Below are 17421 nucleotides of genomic sequence, written 5' to 3'. Positions count from 1 at the left end.
GTTAAAATAAATCAATTAGCAGTGGTATAATAATTCTATGTTTATTGAAATTAAAAGAAAAATCAGACAGGGAGAAAGAATTAATAGAGAAGAAGCAGTATTTCTTTTTAATACAGATAAAATTCATGAGCTTGGTGAACTGGCAGATGAAGTTTCAAGAAAGTTTAATTCAGATAGAGTTTATTTTATCGTAAACAGGCACATTAATCCTACCAATATATGCATTAATCGTTGCAGATTCTGTGCCTTTTCCCGTTCAAAGGGAGAGGAAGGTGCTTTTGAACTAAGTATTGATGACATAATCAATCAGCTTAAGGAAGCTCAGAAGACCACAGGCTACATAACTGAAGTTCATATTGTATCAGGACTTCATCCTGAGTGGCAGTTTGAATACTATCTTGAAATGCTTTCAACAATAAAAAGAGAGTTTCCTTTAATTGGAATTAAAGCATTTACAGCTGTTGAAATTGATTATTTTTCAAGAAAATCTGGTTTAACAATAGAGCAAACCCTTATGAAACTAAAGCACGCAGGAGTTGATATAATGCCCGGTGGTGGAGCAGAAATATTCAATCCTGAGGTAAGAAATAGAATATGCCCGGAGAAGATTTCTGGTGAAAAATGGCTTGAAATAATAAAAACTGCTCACAAGCTCGGGATAAAAACAAATGCCACCATGCTTTATGGTCATGTGGAATCCTATGAAGACAGGGTTGACCATTTGATAAAATTGAGAGAGCTTCAGGATGAAACAGGAGGATTTCTTGCTTTTATTCCTCTCAGTTATCAGCCTGAAAATACGGATATTAAAGTTCCCTATCCAAGTGGGATAGATGATTTAAAGACGATTGCTGTGTCAAGGCTTGTACTTGACAACATTCCGCACATAAAGGCTTACTGGATTATGCTTGGTGAAAAACTTGCTCAACTTGCTCTGCTTTATGGTGCTGATTGCCTTGAAGGAACAATAATTGAAGAAAAGATTGCCCATTCAGCTGGTGCTCGCTCAAAAAAAGGTATCACAATTGAGGAACTTGTTCACCTTATAAGGGAGGCAGGAAAAATCCCTGTGGAAAGAGATAGTTTCTATAATATTAAGAAAGTATTTGATTAAAGGAGGTAAAATGAAGAGTTTGATTAATAAGGAAAAAATTATAGAATTGTATAATGTTAGCCTTTTATATGAAATACACAGAGTGCAAGAGAAAATAAGACTTTTTGAAAACAAGTATAATATTAGATTTGAAGATTTTGAAAAATTAATAAAAAGTCAGAATGAAGAAAATTTTGAATCATGGGATGACTATATGGAATGGAAGGCATATGAAAAAAAGCTTCAAGAACTAAAAAAAGAAAATCTTGATGCTGGCAATTATCAATTGTCTTAAAAACAATGTGATGAAATACTAAAAGAAATAGAAAGAAGAATTTTGATAATTTAATTATTTTATTATGGTAAGGATTAATAAAAAAGAAGCTGTTGAGATGCTTAAAGAAGCTTCCATTTATGAAATGGGAAGAGTTGCTGATGAAATAAGGGGGAAACTTCATCCAGAAGGTATTGTTACCTTTGTTATTGACAGAAATATAAACTATACAAACATCTGTATTAATCGCTGTAAATTCTGCGCTTTCTGGAGACCAGCAGGACATCCTGAAGCATATATTCTTACAAAGGAAGAGATCGCACAGAAAATTCAGGAAACTGTTGAAAAAAGTGGTACTCAAATACTTCTTCAGGGTGGAGTGAATCCAGAGCTCGGGATTGATTTTTACATTGATATGCTTAAATTTATAAAGAGCAATTTCAGAATTCATGTTCATGGATTTTCACCTCCAGAGATTTCCTTTCTAAGCAAAAAAGAAGGTTTATCAATAAAGGAAGTCCTTGAAAGACTGAGAGAAGCAGGGCTTGATTCAATTCCTGGTGGAGGAGCAGAGATTTTAAGTGATAGAGTAAGGCAGATTCAATCACCAAATAAGATTAAATCTTCTGAATGGCTCAACGTAATGCGTGAGGCACATCTTCTTGGTATGAAGACTTCAGCTACAATGATGTTCGGAAGCATTGAAAAAGAAGAGGATATAGTTGAACACTTAGATGCATTAAGAACACTTCAGGATGAAACCGGTGGATTTACTGCCTTTATTCCATGGAGTTTTCAACCTTCCAATACAGAGCTTAAAAGAGAATTTCCCGAGCTTCATTCAGCAGGCTCAGTGAAATATCTTAAAGTTCTTGCATTAAGTAGAATTTATCTTGATAATTTCTCAAATATTCAGGCCTCATGGGTTACGCAGGGTATAAAAATTGCTCAAGTAGCACTCAGGTTTGGTGCCAATGACTTTGGTTCAACAATGCTTGAGGAAAATGTTGTAAGGGCAGCAGGAGTTTGCTATCGTGTGAGTATGGATGAGATAATAGAAGCTATAAAAACTGCAGGATTCAGACCTGCCCAGAGGGATACATATTACAGAATTCTGAGATTCTTTGATGAGAATTAAGTGGAATTATTTTGAAAAGGTCAGGATTCCTGAGAGATTTGCAAAATATCTGTGGGACTATAAAGAGGAGGCACCTCTTGAGATGATAATTCTACGAGTTTTGAAATATGGCAGTTTTGATGAAATAGAGGAGCTCTTTAAGTTATATCCTGAGGAGACTTATAAAATTGCGATGAAATATCCTGAGGTCAAAAGAGGTGTAAGATTCTGGATAAAAAGATGGAAAAACTCCTTGAATTAGCAAAAAAAATTCAGAGCCTTTTTACAGATTTTTATCTTGCTGGTGGAACTGCAATAATGTTCAAATATGCTCATAGGGAAAGTTTTGACCTTGATTTTTTTAGACAGAAGCCTTTTTCTTTTAATAAACTGTCTTATAAAATGAGAAAACACTTTGAGCCTCAGGCTGCAGAGAAATTCTCCGATAACATTGATTTTTATATTGAAAACATAAGAGTTTCCTTTGTATTTTTTCCATTTAAAAATATCCTTCCTCTTGAAAGATTTAAAGGGGTAAAAAAAGCAAGTGACTATGATATTTTTTTAAATAAGATATACTCTGCAGGCAGAAGAGTTGATCCAAAGGATCCATTTGATGCTGCCTTTCTCTATAAGATTTATCAGTGGGACAGAGCTAAAGTGGAGGCAGACTTTAAGCTGAAATTTCCAGAGCAATCATATAAAATATATCTTGGAGCATTGCTTAGCTTTGAAGATTATGGAGAGATTCCTCAGTGGGTGAAGGAAACTCTTTTAAAACTTTTATAAGGAGAGCACAATGACAGAACTTTATGATGTAGTAATAATCGGTGGAGGTCCTGCAGGACTCACAGCCGGAATATATGCAGCAAGGGCAAATCTCAAAACACTCATTCTTGATAAATCCAGGACTGCAGGAGCCTTAGCATACGCTTCTTTAATTGAAAACTATCCAGGGCTTGAAAAACCACTACCAGGCAAAGAACTTCTTGAAAGGATAAGGGCACAGGCACTGTCTTTTGGAGTTGAATACAAAGAGGAACAGGTTGTGGGAGTGGATTTAACATCAGAAATAAAGGAAGTTGTGACAATGAACAGTAGCTATAAAGGGAAAACCGTTATTGTTGCTACAGGCTCCATGGGAAGAAAACCAACAATTAAAGGTGAAGGTGAGCTTCTTGGAAGAGGTGTAAGCTACTGTGCTGTATGCGATGCTCCTTTTTTCAGAGGAAAAACTGTCGGAGTGCTTGGCGATAGCGAAGAAGCTGTGAAAGAGGCAGTTTACTTAACAGAATTTGCTGATAAACTCTATTTAATAACGCCTTCTTCAAAGTTAAAGGTAGAACCTGAACATCCAGTTTATCAAAATCCAAAAGTTGAGATATTAACTTCCCATTCAATAAAAGAAATCACAGGCACAGATTTTGTTACAGGAATTATATTGAAAGATCTTGAAGGTAATGAAAAAAATATTGAAGTTTCAGGAGTTTTTGTCTATCTTCAGGGATCTCAACCTGTGGTTGATTTTCTTGGAGAGGCTTTAAAGCTTGATGAAAAAGGTTTTATTGTGGTAGATAATTTCATGCAAACAACTATTCAGGGTGTTTTTGCAGCAGGAGATGTGGCAAGTCCCCATGCAAGGCAGGTTGTTATAGCCTGTGCTCAGGGAGCTATTGCAGCACTTTCTGCTGAAAAATACATAAGAGGAAGAAGCCGTATAAAAACTGATTGGCATGGGTGAAACTATGATAACAGAGGATCTCATTGAGCAGATAAAAAATAAAATAGTTGAGAATTTTGAGCCAGAAAAAATAATTATTTTTGGCTCTCAGGCTACGGGAGAGGCAACTGAAGGTAGCGACATAGATTTAGTGATTATAATGAAAACAGATGAAAATCCTTATAGAAGGAATTTATTAGTTAGAAGAATTTTTTCAAATCGAAAATTTTCCATTGATGTATTTGTGTTTACGCCTGAAGAAGAAGAAAAATTTAGAAATGTAAAGGGCACGATTATAAACACAGCCTTTTCAAAAGGAAAAATTCTCTATGAGCGAAGGTAAAAACCTTATAGTAAAAAGATGGTTTCAAAAAGCAGAAAATGACATTAAAAATATACAAAACAATTTAAAAAGTTATGACCCGCCCACTGATACGATCTGCTTTCATGCTCAGCAGGCAGTAGAAAAATTTTTAAAGGGAGCGCTTGTGTATTTTGAAAGAGAAATAAGTAAAACGCATGATCTTGTTAAATTACTTTCAGACCTTGAGGATTTAATTCCTGAATTAAAGGAACTCGAGGAAGATATGGAAAAGTTAACAGAATTTTCCGTTGAGGTTAGATATCCAGACACATTTTATGAGCCAACTCTTCAAGAAGCAGAAGACTCATATAAAATTTGCTTAAAAATAAAAGAAATAATTTTGAATAAGGTGAGACTATGAGTGGAAATGGTAGTAGTTTTAGCAACTGGGAAGGCGAAGCCTTTGAAGAGATGCTTTTTGACTATCTTGACAATGGATATCTTGAAAACATAATAACCTTTTTTGAGCACGAGCCTGAGCAGATTAAGTTAATACCAAAGATGCTTGCGGATGAAAGATTAAGAGTTAAGGTTGGAGCATTTGCAATAATTGAAGAGATGAAGGCAAAGAATCCTGCAGTGCTACAAAAAATCATTCCAGACATTGTTGGGCTTTTAAAATCTAAGGAGAAAAATATTCGTGGTGATGCTGCTTATGCTCTTGAGATAATCGGTGATAAGGAAGCCAGACCAGCATTAATTGAGGCTTTATATAAAGAAGATGACCCCCAGGTAAAAGAGTTCATTGAAGATGCATTAAAAAGCATAAAATGAGTTACAAAATTATTGATGTTGCAGCAGATGTGGGGCTAAGAGCAGAAGGAAAAACAGTTGAAGAATGTTTTGTAAATGCAGGATTGGGTCTTTATAGCCTCATCACTGATATAAATCTTGTAAAAGCTGAAGAAAAAAGAGAGATTTCACTGTCAGAAGAGACTCTTGAAGACATGCTTATAAGCTTTCTCAATGAGCTTATTTTTCAGTTTGATGCTTATGGATTTATTGGCAGAGATATAAAAGTAGAGATTAAGGAAAACACTCTTAAGGCAGCTATTTGGGGTGAGTACTTTAATCCAGAAAAACATGAAAGAAAGCTCCTTTTAAAAGCAGCTACATATCATAATCTTGTTCTTCAAAGGGAAAACTCTCAATGGATAGCTGAGATAATTTTTGATATTTAAGGATATAATAGAATTAAAGCCTGCTTCAAAGGAGGTGTCTTATGCCTAAAATAGAAGGAACAGAAAGAATAGACCCATACAGAATTAGAGTGCCAAAAGGATTTGTCCAGGGGATGAAAACCGATGGAATTATCTTTGTTGATGAAACCCTTGAGCAGGAACTTGAACTTGACTCAGTAAGACAGGTTGCAAATGTGGCAACACTGCCAGGAATTGTAGGAAAATCTCTTGCAATGCCAGATATTCATACAGGATATGGATTTCCCATCGGTGGAGTTGCAGCCTTTGATACAGAAGAAGGAGTTATCTCTCCAGGTGGTGTCGGATATGATATTAACTGCCTTTGCCCTAAAACAAAAGTTCTCACAGAGCATGGATACTGGATAAACATTGAAGATATCTTAAATCAATACAGAGGGGAGAGATTAAAGATATTTAATTCAGAGGAAGGACATAATGATAACTCAGAGCTCTTGCTTGTAACTAAAAGAAAAAAGGATAAAGATGAGATTGCCTATGAACTTATTACAGAAACTGGACGGAAAATTGAAGGAAGCAAAGACCATCCAGTTTTGACTGTTGACGGTTACAAGCCTATTGAAAAAATAAATGAGAATGACTTTGTAGTTGTCTATCCATTTGAAGGAGTTGAATATGAAGAAAAAGAGGATGTAATAATAGATGAAGACAGTTTCCGTGACACAGATGAGCAGATAGTTTCATTTTTAAAAAATAGAGGATTTTTACCACTCAGATTAAGCTCTCCTCATATAGGAATTCTCTCGCGTATTATTGGTTTTGCCTTCGGAGACGGACATTTAGGAAATATGCAGGGGAGAATAGGGATTAGTTTTTATGGAAGGGTTGATAATCTCAATGAATTGAAAAAAGATTTAGATAAGCTCGGTATTTCCTCTGTGATGTATATTAGAGAAAGAAAATACTCAATAGAAACAGTAAGTGGGAGTTATAAAGGAAAATCCGTATCTGCTGAATTAAGAGTTTCATCAAGGGCATTTGCTCTTTTGCTTCAAAAACTCGGGGTTCCATCTGGTAAGAAAATAGAGACACCTTATGTAATTCCACAATGGATAAAGAAATCATCTCTATGGATTAAAAGAAACTTCTTAGCAGGGCTTTTTGGTTCTGATGGTAGCATTTTAAACTTTAAAAAATGCACTCCTCTGCCAATAAATCTTACACAGGCAAAGAAAAAAGAGCTTGAGGAAAACCTTTTAGATTTTCTGAAAGATATACAGAGCATGTTAAAAGAGTTCGGAGTTTCCTCCATTATTTATAAAATTAAATCAAAGAAAAATGTCACCTACAGGCTCTCTATTGCTGGAGAGGAAAACATAAAAGCATATACAGGGAAAATAAACTATGAATATGACTTAAAAAAGAAAGAGCAAGCACTTTTTGGATATGCCTATCTTAAAATGAGAGTTCCTGAAGAATTTCCAGATTTTAGAAAGTTTATAAAAGAATTTGGTGTCAAAGGCGGATTTGTAAAGGAAAGGGTTGTTAAGGTAAGAAGTATAATTCCAGATTATACACATTTCTACGATATAGGTGTATGCCATAAAGCTCACAACTTTATAGCAAACGGAGTGGTTGTTCATAACTGTGGCGTTAGACTCCTTAAAAGTAATCTTACAAAAGAGGAAGTGGAGCCAAAAATCAGAGAAGTTGTTGATTTACTTTATACTCATATTCCTTCAGGTGTTGGTTCCACAGGAAAAATTAGGCTTAATTATGAAGAGCTTAAAAAAGTTGTGCTTAAAGGTGCAATATGGGCAGTGGAACAGGGTTATGGTGAGGCTGATGATCTGAAGCGTATTGAATCCCATGGATGCCTTGATGGAGCAGACCCTGAAGTTATAAGTAAAAAAGCCTATGAACGTGGTAAAGATCAGTTAGGAACTCTTGGTTCAGGTAATCACTTTCTTGAGGTTCAGTATGTTGATGAAGTTTATGAGCCAGAAATTGCACAGGCTATGGGATTGTTCAAAAATCAGATTACTGTGATGATACATAGTGGTTCTCGTGGTTTTGGTCATCAAATATGCGATGACTATATAAGAGATATGTTACAGGTAGCAAAAAAATACGGAATAGAGCTTCCTGATAGAGAGCTTGCCTGTGCTCCTTTCCTTAGCAAAGAAGGACAAAGATATTTTTCTGCAATGAAAGCAGCAGCTAATTATGCCTGGGCAAACAGACAGTGTCTTATGCACTGGACAAGAGAAGTTTTTCTGAGAGTTTTTAAGCTCTCACCAAAGGATCTTGCAATGAGTGTTGTTTATGATGTAGCACACAATATTGCAAAGGAAGAATTTCACATTGTTAATGGCAAAAAAAGAAGAGTTGTGGTTCATAGAAAAGGAGCAACCAGAGCTTTTCCAAAGGGACATCCTGAACTTCCTGATTGTTATGCCTCTTGCGGACAGCCTGTTATTATTCCAGGAGACATGGGAAGAGTTTCATTTGTCCTTGTAGGGCTTGAAAAAGCATTGCAAGAGACATTTGGATCAACCTGTCATGGAGCTGGAAGGCTTCTCAGTAGAACACAGGCAATAAAACAGGCAAAGGGAAGAGCTATCAAGGAAGAACTTGCTGAAAGAGGTATAATTGTAAGGTCTGCTGGTAAGGAGACCTTGGCAGAGGAGATGCCAGATGCTTACAAAGATGTATCAAATGTTGTTGATGTTGTTCATAATGCAGGAATTGCTCGCAAAGTTGCAAAATTAAAACCAATGGGAGTTATAAAAGGATGAAGCTAAAAGTAGGATGGATTCAGTATGCCAATGTTTATCCCATATTTTATGTTCTTGAAAAGGAGGGATTACTTACAGAAGAAATTCATTTTGTAAAAGGAGTTCCATCTCAGCTTAACTGGGCATTGAGAAATGATTTGATTGATGTTAGTCCTTCATCTTCAGTGGAGTATTTACTGAATCAGGAGAAATATGACTATGTTGATGGAATCTGCATAAGCTCAAAAGAGTATGTGGGTAGTGTGCTTTTTTTCAGTGATTATGAATTAAAAGCCCTTGATGGCAAAAAGATATTGCTTACAGATCAGTCAGCGACTTCTCATCTCCTGTTAAGAGTTATACTGGAAAAATTTCTTGGATTAAAACCAGAGTATGATATCTCAGCTTCACCTTTTACAGCAGAATCCTTTTTATTGATAGGTGATGATGCTCTCAGATATAGAAAGATTTTAAAAAACAAGAAAGTTTATGATCTTGCAAATTTATGGTATCAGCATACAGGACTTCCATTTGTTTTTGCCTTATGGATTGTGAGAAAAGAGATTACTAAACCTGACAGTGAAGTTTACAGTATTTATCTCAGATTCAGAGAAAATCTTCTTTATGCAAAGAATCAATGGATAAAGTATGCAGAAGAGATGGGAAAAGACTACTACTTAAAAAAATTTATGACTGAGGATGAAATTATATTTTACTGGAGAGAAAACATGGATTATAATCTTACAGAAACTCATAAAAAAAGTTTAAAACTCTTTGACTCATACATTAATTCATTGAGATAATAAATCAGTGTAAATCTTCTCAATTACTGCTTCAGTCAAATCTTTAAACTCAGAGGTATCAACTACTATCAATCTTTCACCTTTTATTTCATCGGGAGGTTCAAACTTTTCCTTCTGCGCTAAATATATCTCCCAGCGAGCATCTGAAATAGTTGCTTCCTTCCTTTTCATAAATCTTTCCTTAACAATGTTGTCTTCTGCAATGCACCATATAAAGTAAATCTCACCAAAGTTAAGCTCTCTTATGACTTTTTGTCTAAAAGCTCTTTCACGAAAAGTGGCATCTAAAATCACATCCCTGCCACTTAAGAGATTTTCCCTTGCAATTTCTATCATTTTCATGTAAGTCTTCTCTGTGAATTCTCTGCTGTAAATACCCTTTTCAAAAGGCTCATAATGATGCTCAGTTGGTGCAATTCCAACAAGGCTTTTACGAACTATGTCAGAGGGAATCCATTCTGCAAGAGTTTGCTCAGCAAGAGCTTTTGAAAGGGTTGATTTTCCTGTTCCAGAAAGTCCAAAAACAACAAAGACCTTAGGTTTACCATCAGCATAGATATAGGCAAGGTCAAAGTATTTTCTCGCTTCCTGTAAAGCAGTCTGTCTTCTTTCCTGAGATAAAGCTTTATCCTCTGCAGTAAAACATCCGATTTTTCCTCTCACATAGGCACGGTAGCATTTATAAAAATTAAGAAGTTTTAACAAATCTTTATCACCAGCTTTTTTCACATAGGTTTTAACAAAGTATTCTGAAAGCTCTTTGTAACTGTGAAAATCCAGATCCATGCTTAAAAAAGCTATATCAGAGGCAACATCACCGCATCTGAATCTTTCATTGAACTCAATGCAGTCAAATATGTAAACTTTTTTTAAATCATCAAAGCATATATTGGCTGAGTAAAGGTCTCCATGCCCTTCACGGATAAATCTTTCCTTAATTCTGGCTTCAAAGACTGCCTTGTTTTCTTTTATAAACTTTCTTGTCCAACTGACAATCTCATTATATCTCCATTTATTTAGGGCAATGCCGACAAAGCTCTTTGTCTGATTGAAGTTTTCTTCAGTATTAAAGTAGACTGTATCAACAGAACCGTGCTCATCAACTCCTTTACCTGTTTTAGCTGACTTGTAAAAAGGAACCAGTAAATCCACAATTAAATCAATGTGTTTTTCTGTTAAGGCTTTATCTTTTAAGATTTTTTGCATCATTCCATCCTCTGGAAGCCTTTTCATCTTTACTGCATATTCAATAACATTTGAATCATCCTCAACTTTATAGCCATCCTCTGTTAAAGAAACAGGCACAACTCCAAGATAAATCTCAGGGCAAAGCCTTCTGTTAAGTTCTACTTCTTTTTCCGAGTAAAGTTTTCTTAATTCAATAGTTGTAAAATCAAGAAAACCAAAGTTTACAGGCTTTTTAATTTTGTAAACCAAATCATCAGCTATGAAAATATAGGAAATATGAGTTTGCAAAATTTTTAGTTCCTGTGGCTTATTTGGAAAAGCCTCTTTTTTAAGCTCCTCTGCCCAGAGAATTTCTTTCACTGCCATATTCTCTCTGTAAGTTTTTTAGCCTCTTCAAGAAGATAGTTTTTCTCTTGCAGATTTTTCGTTTCTATATAAATACGAATTTTTGGTTCTGTTCCCGATGGTCTTATCATAATCCAGGATAGGTCATCAAAAACAATTTTAATTCCATCAATGTCTGTTATGTGAATAATTTTTTTATTAAGTGTTCCTACTTTAAATAAATCACCAACTTTAAAGTAATCTTTCAATGCATGTGTCTGTTTTTTTATATGGGGACCGAACTTTTCGCGTGGTATCTCAATGCCTGTTCTATCTGAATAATATCTTCCGTAAATGGATTCAATCTCTTCAAGATAATCACTCAGGTTTTTTTTGAGTGTAGACAACATCTCAAGGGCAAGCAAACAACCAAAAATAGCATCTTTTTCAAGTAGATGATTCTGAGCTGAAATGCCGTCAGATTCTTCAAATACTACAATAGCTTTTTTTGTTGAATCTGGCAGAAGATATGGTCTAAAATGCTTAAATCCTACTTTTGTTTCAACAACTTCAACTCCTACAGCTTCTGCAATGGCATTTACAAAATTACTTGTTCCAACACTTTTTGCAACAACACCTCTTAATCCTTTGTAATTATATAGATAATGGAATGCCATTGCACCAAAATAATTCATTGGAATCTGCCTTTTCAGATCTGCAAAACGAACTCTGTCTGAATCAGGGTCAATTATAGCTGCAAATCCTAAGGAATCTTTCTTCAGATAGGATAAAGCAAGCTTTAAATTAGTTTCGCTTGGTTCTGGAGAAACTCCTTCAAAAAGCGGATCATCCTTTTTTCTCAAACATACAAAACTGCCTGGTTTTAATGAAAGAATTCTTGCAAGTTTGCCTCTACTTGTTCCATACATATGATCAATTGCACAAACAGGTTTTTCAGTTTCTATGAAATTCCTGATTTTTTCCAGATCTAACACATCTTTTTTTCTGATAAAATTTATGTAAAGTTCTGTTAGGTCTATTTTTTCAATGTCTTTTGGTTTTATGCTTTTTACATCTTTAGCTTTTTTCATTATTTCATTTGCAAGAGCTTCCACTGGTTTTGTAAGCTCTTCTGGAGCTGGTCCTCCATCTGCAGGATTTAGTTTCAATCCTCCATAGTTTGCTGGATTATGACTTGGAGTAAGATTCACTGAAGCTGCTGCATTAAGTTCAATTACTCCTGCTGAAAACTCTGGAGTAGATGCCTCACCGGCATAGTAACATTTAACTCCTTCTGATTGAAATAATCCTATTACTTCAAAGGCAAACTCTTTTCCGAGAATTCTATTGTCATGTCCAACAATAACTCCTCTTTCTTTGAATTCATTGAAAGAGTTGACACCTATAGCATTTAAAACATTTCTTTCTTCGCTTTTTACTGCTTCAATAATAGCTTTTGTCAGCACTCTCACATTCTGCATTGTAAAATCAGAGCCAATCTCTCCACGCCATCCAGATGTGCCGAAATGAATCTCCGCAGGCTCAGTATTTTCCCTTGCCAGTTTTTCTATCTCTTTCAAAAGCTCTTTTTTATTTCCTGTAGCTTTGAGAATCTCTCTCCATAGACTGGATGCCTTCATAGAGTTCCTCCAGAGTTTTTATTTAATTATAAATATCTTGGCACGCTAAAGGCAAAATTTAATGGTATAATATGAAAAATACAATGAAGGAGGAAATAAAATGATAAAGAAGCTTCTGGCAGAAGAAGTCTACAAAAAATGTGATCATAACATATTTGATTTTGAAACAACTCAAGAGCTTTCACCTCTTCAAGGAACAATCGGGCAGGACAGAGCAATTGCATCTCTTGAGTTTGGTTTAAATCTGCCTGCTAAAGGTTTTAATATATATGCTCTTGGAGAACAGGGCACAGGCAAGATGCGTGCAATAAGAACACTTCTTTCTGAAAAGGTTAAAAATGAGCCTGTTCCACCTGACTGGTGCTATCTTTATAACTTTAAAAATCCTGATGCTCCTATTGCTGTAAGTTTACCTGCAGGCAGAGGAGCAGAATTTCAGAAAGATATGGAAAATCTCGTTAATACATTGAAAGTAGAAATTCCGAAAGCCTTTGAGTCAAAAGATTACGATAAACAGAGAAATAAGATACTTGAAGATTTTCAGCAAAAGCAGAGAGAATGGTTTTCCGCAATAGAAGAGGAAGCAAAATCAAAAGGTTTTGCAATTCGTAAAGCTCTTGCAGGACTAATAATTGTTCCTGTAAAAAGAGATGGCGAGCCTCTTACAGAGGAAGAGTTTCAAGCACTTGATCCTGATACAAGAAAACGAATTGATGAGCTTGGTAAAATGCTTCAAGACAAACTTGATGATGTTGTAAGAGCTGTTAAAGAAGCTGAAAAAATCGTTAAAGATATGCTCATCAGGCTTGAGCGTCAGATCGCACTTGATGTAATAGAGCAGCCTATTGAAGAGCTCAAGAAAAAATACTCTTTCAATGAAAAAATTGTAAATTATCTTGAAGCTGTCAAGGAAGATATACTTAACAATCTTCAGGATTTTAAGATTCAAGAAGAGGTGCCTGCAGTGCCTCCTTTTATGAAAATTCAGAGAGAAGTTTCTTTTGCCAAATACAGCGTAAATGTTCTTGTGGATAATTCTATGACAGAAGGTGCTCCAGTTGTTTATGAACCAAATCCTACATATCTTAATCTTTTTGGAAGAATTGAATATAAAATTCAGTATGGCATGGCAATTACTGATTTCACAATGATTAAACCTGGCTCACTTCATAGGGCAAATGGAGGATATCTTGTAATAGATGCATTGGCACTCCTTAAAAATCTATTTTCCTATGATGCCTTAAAAAGAGCATTAAGAAGTAAAGAAATCAGAATTGAAGATGTATGGGAGCAATATAGACTGATCACCACCACTACCTTAAGACCTGAGCCAATTCCATTAAATGTCAAGGTAATTCTTACTGGAACGCCTTTTCTTTATTACATACTTTATAACTATGATGATGAATACAGGGAACTTTTTAAAGTTAAGGCAGATTTTGATATAAGAATGCCGAGAACTGAAGAAAACATAAAAAAATATGCACAGTTTGTTTCACTCTGTCAAAAGGAAGAAGGACTTCTTCCATTCCATAAATCAGCGGTTGCAAAAATAGTTGAGTATGGTTCAAGACTGGCAGAGCATCAGGAAAAGCTTTCAACTCAATTCAGTAGCATTGCAGATCTTATAAGAGAATCACATTTCTGGGCAAAGAAAGATGGAAAAACACAGGTTTATGAAGAACATGTCAACAAAGCACTTGAGCAGAGAGTTTATAGATCAGCAAGCATAGAAGAAAAACTCAGGGAGTTAATTCTTGAGGATGTTTTGATTGTAGAGACATCTGGTAGAAAAGTGGGACAGATTAACGGGCTTGCTGTTATTGATCTTGGAGATTACAGCTTTGGTAAACCTTCTCGCATTACTGCAAGAGTCTATCTTGGTAAGGCTGGAATAGTGAATATTGAAAGGGAAACTAAGATGTCTGGCAAGATTCATGAAAAGGCAGTTATGATTCTTTCAAGCTATCTCTGGAGTAAATACGCAATAAAAAAGCCAATAAGCCTGAGTGCTTCCCTTACATTTGAACAGCTTTATGAAATGATAGAAGGTGATAGTGCCACATGTGCTGAACTTTATGCGCTTTTAAGTAGCATTGCTGAGATACCTCTAAAACAAAATATTGCTGTTACAGGCTCAATGGATCAAAAAGGAGAGGTTCAGCCAGTTGGTGGAATAAATGAGAAAATTGAAGGATTTTTTGAACTCTGTAAAATCAGAGGACTTGATGGAACTCATGGAGTAATTATTCCAAGAAGAAATATGAAACATCTCATGCTAAAGGAGGAAATTCAAAAAGCTATTAAAGAAGGTGCTTTCCATATTTATGCCATTGATTATGCAGAGGAAGGGCTTGAAATACTTACAGATATGCCAGCAGGTGAGCTTCAGCAAGATGGAACATATCCAGAGGGAACCATAAACTATCTTGTTATGAAAAAGCTTGATGAGATGTCAGAGTTGCTTAAAAAGAAGGAAAAAGAAGAAGAAAAGAAAAATGAAAAATAAAAATCATTTAAAGGCTTTAAAAATAACAGAGAGCAGAAAGAAAAAGATTAGAATTGTAGATATAGATGCTCCAAGGGGAATTCCTGAGTAAAAGGAAAGGAAAATTCCAGCATAGGATGATAAAACAGAAAGAATAACTGAGAATATTACTGTAGTTTTAAGACTTTTGCAGAGCTGCATTGCAATTAAAGGAGGAATAATCATAAGAGCACCAATTAAAAGTGCTCCCATTGTTTTTATTGATATGGAAATTGATAATGCTACTACACTGGCAAAGAGCATTTTAATCAGTGTTGTATTAATTCCAGAGGCATGAGCAATTTCTTCATCAATGCAAAGATTTAAGAGTTTTTTATAATATTTGAGCAGAAAAGCTCCACAAATTAAAGCCCCTGTCAAGATAAGATAAACATCTCCTTTTGTTACAGTGGAAAGACTTCCAAAAAGTATACTCATTATTGCACCTGTGCTACCAGATAATGCTATAAAAACTACTGATAGTGAAACACCTGCATAAAGAAAAAAAGAAAGAGAACCCTCTGCTGGAAGTCTGTCTTTTGCTCTGAGTTTCTCAACAGAAATAGAGACAATAAGGCTTAATAAAATAAGCAAAACAAGGGAATTTATCTTAAAAAAAAGGCTTAATGCCAGTGCTAAAAAACCAACATGAGCAAGTGTATCTGCAAAAAAGGCATATCTACGTAGAAGTAAAAATACTCCAAATACAGGAGCCAGTGGAGCTACAAAAGTTATAACTAAAAAAGCTCTCTTTATTATATCTAATTCAAAGATTTCAAGCATTTTTATTTATGTGGGAAAACAGTATGTTCAGGATATAACATACCCATATATTCCTCTTTCAGGATTTTTTGAGGTTCTCCAATACATACAACCCTTCTATTCAGACACAGAATACATTTTGCTTCATGGGCAAAAGTTCCTATATCATGAGTGACCACAACTATTGTAATTCCAAAATCCTGATTAAGAATCTCAAGTATCTGAAGCAGTTCATCCATTGAATAAGGATCAATACCTGTAGTTGGCTCATCAAGCATTAAAATTCTTGGTCTGCAAACAATTGCTCTTGCAAGAAATGCCTTCTGACGCTGTCCTCCAGAAAGTTCTCTGATTGATTTCTTTTTTAAATGGGAAATCTTAAAAACATCCAGTGCCCATTCAATATTGTCTTTTTTTAATTTTTCATCTCCGCTTCTAACAAGTTCTTCCACTGTAAATGGAAATTCATATATGGTCTGAGATATTCTCTGAGGTAGATATCCAATGGATTCAGATTTTAAATACTCTTGTGGAGTCAGTCCATAAATCAATACCTGACCTCTTTGTGGTTTTATTATGCCCAGTATTAACCTCAGCAAAGTTGTTTTACCTGCTCCATTTGGTCCTATGATTCCAAGATAACAGCCCTCAGGTATCTCAAGGTTAATATCTTCAAGAGCAAAAATACCCTCAAATGAATAATAAACACTCGTTAATGTTATGGCATTTACTGGCATTTTAATGCAGTTTTTAAAACTTTAAGATTTTCATTCATTGCTTGAAAGTAATCAACCCTATTTTGAGTGCCTGGTGTGTGAAAAGTATTAAATTTTAATATCTTTACTCCTGTCTCTTCTGATAAAGCTTTTGCTATTCTTTCTCCTTCAGGCTCAGATACAATGTAGTCAATTGAGTTTTGCTTCATGAAATCTTTGAGTTGTTTAATTTTCTTCATAGAAGGCTCCTGTTCAGGTTCATGAACAATAAAGTGTGAATTAAAGCCATATCTGACAGTAAGATAATTTAAAAATTCATGGGTAATTATCACATCTTTCAAAGTACAGTTTGATAATCCATGCTTATAAGAATTATCAAGCTCTTTTAATTTTGATTCATAAATGAAGAAATTTTTCTCGTATAACTCTTTTTTTTCTGGTGCAATCTCTGTGGCTGCATTTTTTATGAGTTTTATAATTTCTGCTACTAAAACAGGGTCTAACCATATGTGAGGGTCTATTTCATTACCAGAAGAGTATTTTTTAAACTGAATGCTATCCTGAAGTCTTACTACTTTTACTTTCTTTTGATTGAGTTCGTCTTTTATTTTGTCAATCCATCGGTCTATATCTGTATCTCCAAGATAAATTATCATGTCTGCCTTATACATTTTTTGGATATCCTTTAAAGAAGGCTCAAAATGATGTGGATCAACTCCCTGAGGCATTAAGCTTTCAACATAAGCCTCTGGAATTATCCATTTTGTAAACTCTGCAAGGGGATAAAGACTTGTATAAACTACAATAGATTTTGAGATTTTCTCAGGCTTTTGACTGCATGATGAAAAAATTATCATAAAGCAGATTAGAACAAGGAAAACTATAAAATTGAACTTTGAATTTTGAACTTTGAATTTTGAACTTTGAACTTTAAACTTTGAACTTTTTTTCATACA

General features: G+C 34.9%; 18 protein-coding genes. 13 read left to right on the top strand and 5 right to left on the bottom strand.

Annotation, left to right across the window (positions count from 1 at the left end; translation table 11 throughout):
- The first annotated feature begins 37 nt into the window (after positions 1-37).
- The 12 genes from mqnE to ACYQ3X_RS09680 all read left to right on the top strand — a co-directional run bounded on the left by mqnE (position 38) and on the right by ACYQ3X_RS09680 (position 9308).
- Complete coding sequence (mqnE, locus tag ACYQ3X_RS09735) at positions 38-1114, top strand: aminofutalosine synthase MqnE (RefSeq protein WP_460181615.1); 1077 nt, start codon at positions 38-40, stop codon at positions 1112-1114.
- Positions 1115-1124: 10 nt separating this feature from the next.
- A complete protein-coding gene (locus tag ACYQ3X_RS09730; RefSeq protein WP_460181614.1) occupies positions 1125-1388 on the top strand; it encodes a hypothetical protein in 264 nt (87 codons plus the stop codon).
- Between the two features lie 64 nt (positions 1389-1452).
- Positions 1453-2505: a cyclic dehypoxanthinyl futalosine synthase gene (gene mqnC / locus ACYQ3X_RS09725; RefSeq protein WP_460181613.1), complete on the top strand. Its 1053-nt coding sequence runs from the start codon at positions 1453-1455 to the stop codon at positions 2503-2505.
- Positions 2495-2746, top strand: coding sequence for a hypothetical protein (locus tag ACYQ3X_RS09720; RefSeq protein ID WP_460181612.1), 252 nt, complete (start codon positions 2495-2497; stop codon positions 2744-2746). The genes mqnC and ACYQ3X_RS09720 overlap by 11 nt, the downstream gene beginning before the upstream one ends.
- On the top strand, positions 2725-3273 hold the full coding sequence (locus ACYQ3X_RS09715; RefSeq protein ID WP_460181611.1) for a nucleotidyl transferase AbiEii/AbiGii toxin family protein: 549 nt from the start codon (positions 2725-2727) through the stop codon (positions 3271-3273). The genes ACYQ3X_RS09720 and ACYQ3X_RS09715 overlap by 22 nt, the downstream gene beginning before the upstream one ends.
- Positions 3274-3283: 10 nt before the next feature.
- Positions 3284-4225 carry an NAD(P)/FAD-dependent oxidoreductase gene (locus ACYQ3X_RS09710; RefSeq protein WP_460181610.1) on the top strand — a complete coding sequence of 314 codons (942 nt, stop codon included), beginning with the start codon at positions 3284-3286 and terminating at the stop codon, positions 4223-4225.
- 4 nt (positions 4226-4229) lie between these two features.
- Positions 4230-4547 (top strand): nucleotidyltransferase domain-containing protein, encoded by a 318-nt coding sequence (locus ACYQ3X_RS09705; protein WP_460181609.1) that lies wholly within the window; start codon positions 4230-4232, stop codon positions 4545-4547.
- Positions 4534-4929 (top strand): HEPN domain-containing protein, encoded by a 396-nt coding sequence (locus ACYQ3X_RS09700; protein WP_460181608.1) that lies wholly within the window; start codon positions 4534-4536, stop codon positions 4927-4929. Before ACYQ3X_RS09705 ends, ACYQ3X_RS09700 begins: the two co-directional genes overlap by 14 nt.
- Positions 4926-5342, top strand: a complete 417-nt coding sequence (locus tag ACYQ3X_RS09695; RefSeq protein ID WP_460181607.1) for a HEAT repeat domain-containing protein — start codon at positions 4926-4928, stop codon at positions 5340-5342. The genes ACYQ3X_RS09700 and ACYQ3X_RS09695 overlap by 4 nt, the downstream gene beginning before the upstream one ends.
- A complete protein-coding gene (locus tag ACYQ3X_RS09690; protein ID WP_460181606.1) occupies positions 5339-5749 on the top strand; it encodes an archease in 411 nt (136 codons plus the stop codon). The genes ACYQ3X_RS09695 and ACYQ3X_RS09690 overlap by 4 nt, the downstream gene beginning before the upstream one ends.
- A gap of 41 nt (positions 5750-5790) precedes the next feature.
- Positions 5791-8526, top strand: coding sequence for an RtcB family protein (locus ACYQ3X_RS09685; RefSeq protein ID WP_460181605.1), 2736 nt, complete (start codon positions 5791-5793; stop codon positions 8524-8526).
- Positions 8523-9308, top strand: a complete 786-nt coding sequence (locus tag ACYQ3X_RS09680; RefSeq protein WP_460181604.1) for a menaquinone biosynthesis protein — start codon at positions 8523-8525, stop codon at positions 9306-9308. Before ACYQ3X_RS09685 ends, ACYQ3X_RS09680 begins: the two co-directional genes overlap by 4 nt.
- Here ACYQ3X_RS09680 and ACYQ3X_RS09675 read toward each other — a convergent pair.
- Complete coding sequence (locus ACYQ3X_RS09675) at positions 9297-10862, bottom strand: bifunctional aminoglycoside phosphotransferase/ATP-binding protein (protein WP_460181603.1); 1566 nt, start codon at positions 10860-10862, stop codon at positions 9297-9299. The two genes, ACYQ3X_RS09680 and ACYQ3X_RS09675, sit on opposite strands and share 12 nt — an antisense overlap.
- Positions 10853-12460 carry a phosphohexomutase domain-containing protein gene (locus ACYQ3X_RS09670; protein WP_460181602.1) on the bottom strand — a complete coding sequence of 536 codons (1608 nt, stop codon included), beginning with the start codon at positions 12458-12460 and terminating at the stop codon, positions 10853-10855. The genes ACYQ3X_RS09675 and ACYQ3X_RS09670 overlap by 10 nt, the downstream gene beginning before the upstream one ends.
- Before the next feature lie 100 nt (positions 12461-12560).
- Here ACYQ3X_RS09670 and ACYQ3X_RS09665 point away from each other — a divergent pair, with 100 nt between their 5' ends.
- Positions 12561-14969, top strand: coding sequence for a Lon protease family protein (locus ACYQ3X_RS09665; RefSeq protein ID WP_460181601.1), 2409 nt, complete (start codon positions 12561-12563; stop codon positions 14967-14969).
- Positions 14970-14972: 3 nt separating this feature from the next.
- Here ACYQ3X_RS09665 and ACYQ3X_RS09660 read toward each other — a convergent pair whose 3' ends face one another.
- The 3 genes from ACYQ3X_RS09660 to ACYQ3X_RS09650 are packed head-to-tail and all read right to left on the bottom strand — an operon-like array spanning position 14973 to position 17418.
- Entirely contained in the window at positions 14973-15770 is a 798-nt protein-coding gene (locus ACYQ3X_RS09660) for a metal ABC transporter permease (RefSeq protein ID WP_460181600.1), read from the bottom strand.
- Between the two features lie 2 nt (positions 15771-15772).
- A complete protein-coding gene (locus ACYQ3X_RS09655; RefSeq protein WP_460181599.1) occupies positions 15773-16486 on the bottom strand; it encodes a metal ABC transporter ATP-binding protein in 714 nt (237 codons plus the stop codon).
- The gene (locus ACYQ3X_RS09650) at positions 16477-17418 is read right to left on the bottom strand and encodes a metal ABC transporter substrate-binding protein (RefSeq protein ID WP_460181598.1); all 942 of its coding nucleotides are present in this window, start codon (positions 17416-17418) and stop codon (positions 16477-16479) included. Before ACYQ3X_RS09650 ends, ACYQ3X_RS09655 begins: the two co-directional genes overlap by 10 nt.
- Between the last annotated feature and the right edge of the window lie 3 nt (positions 17419-17421).

It is taken from the genome of Thermodesulfovibrio sp. TK110, assembly GCF_054658355.1.
Note: the sequence above shows the minus strand (reverse complement) of the source record. Positions and strands in the feature narration are given on the sequence as shown.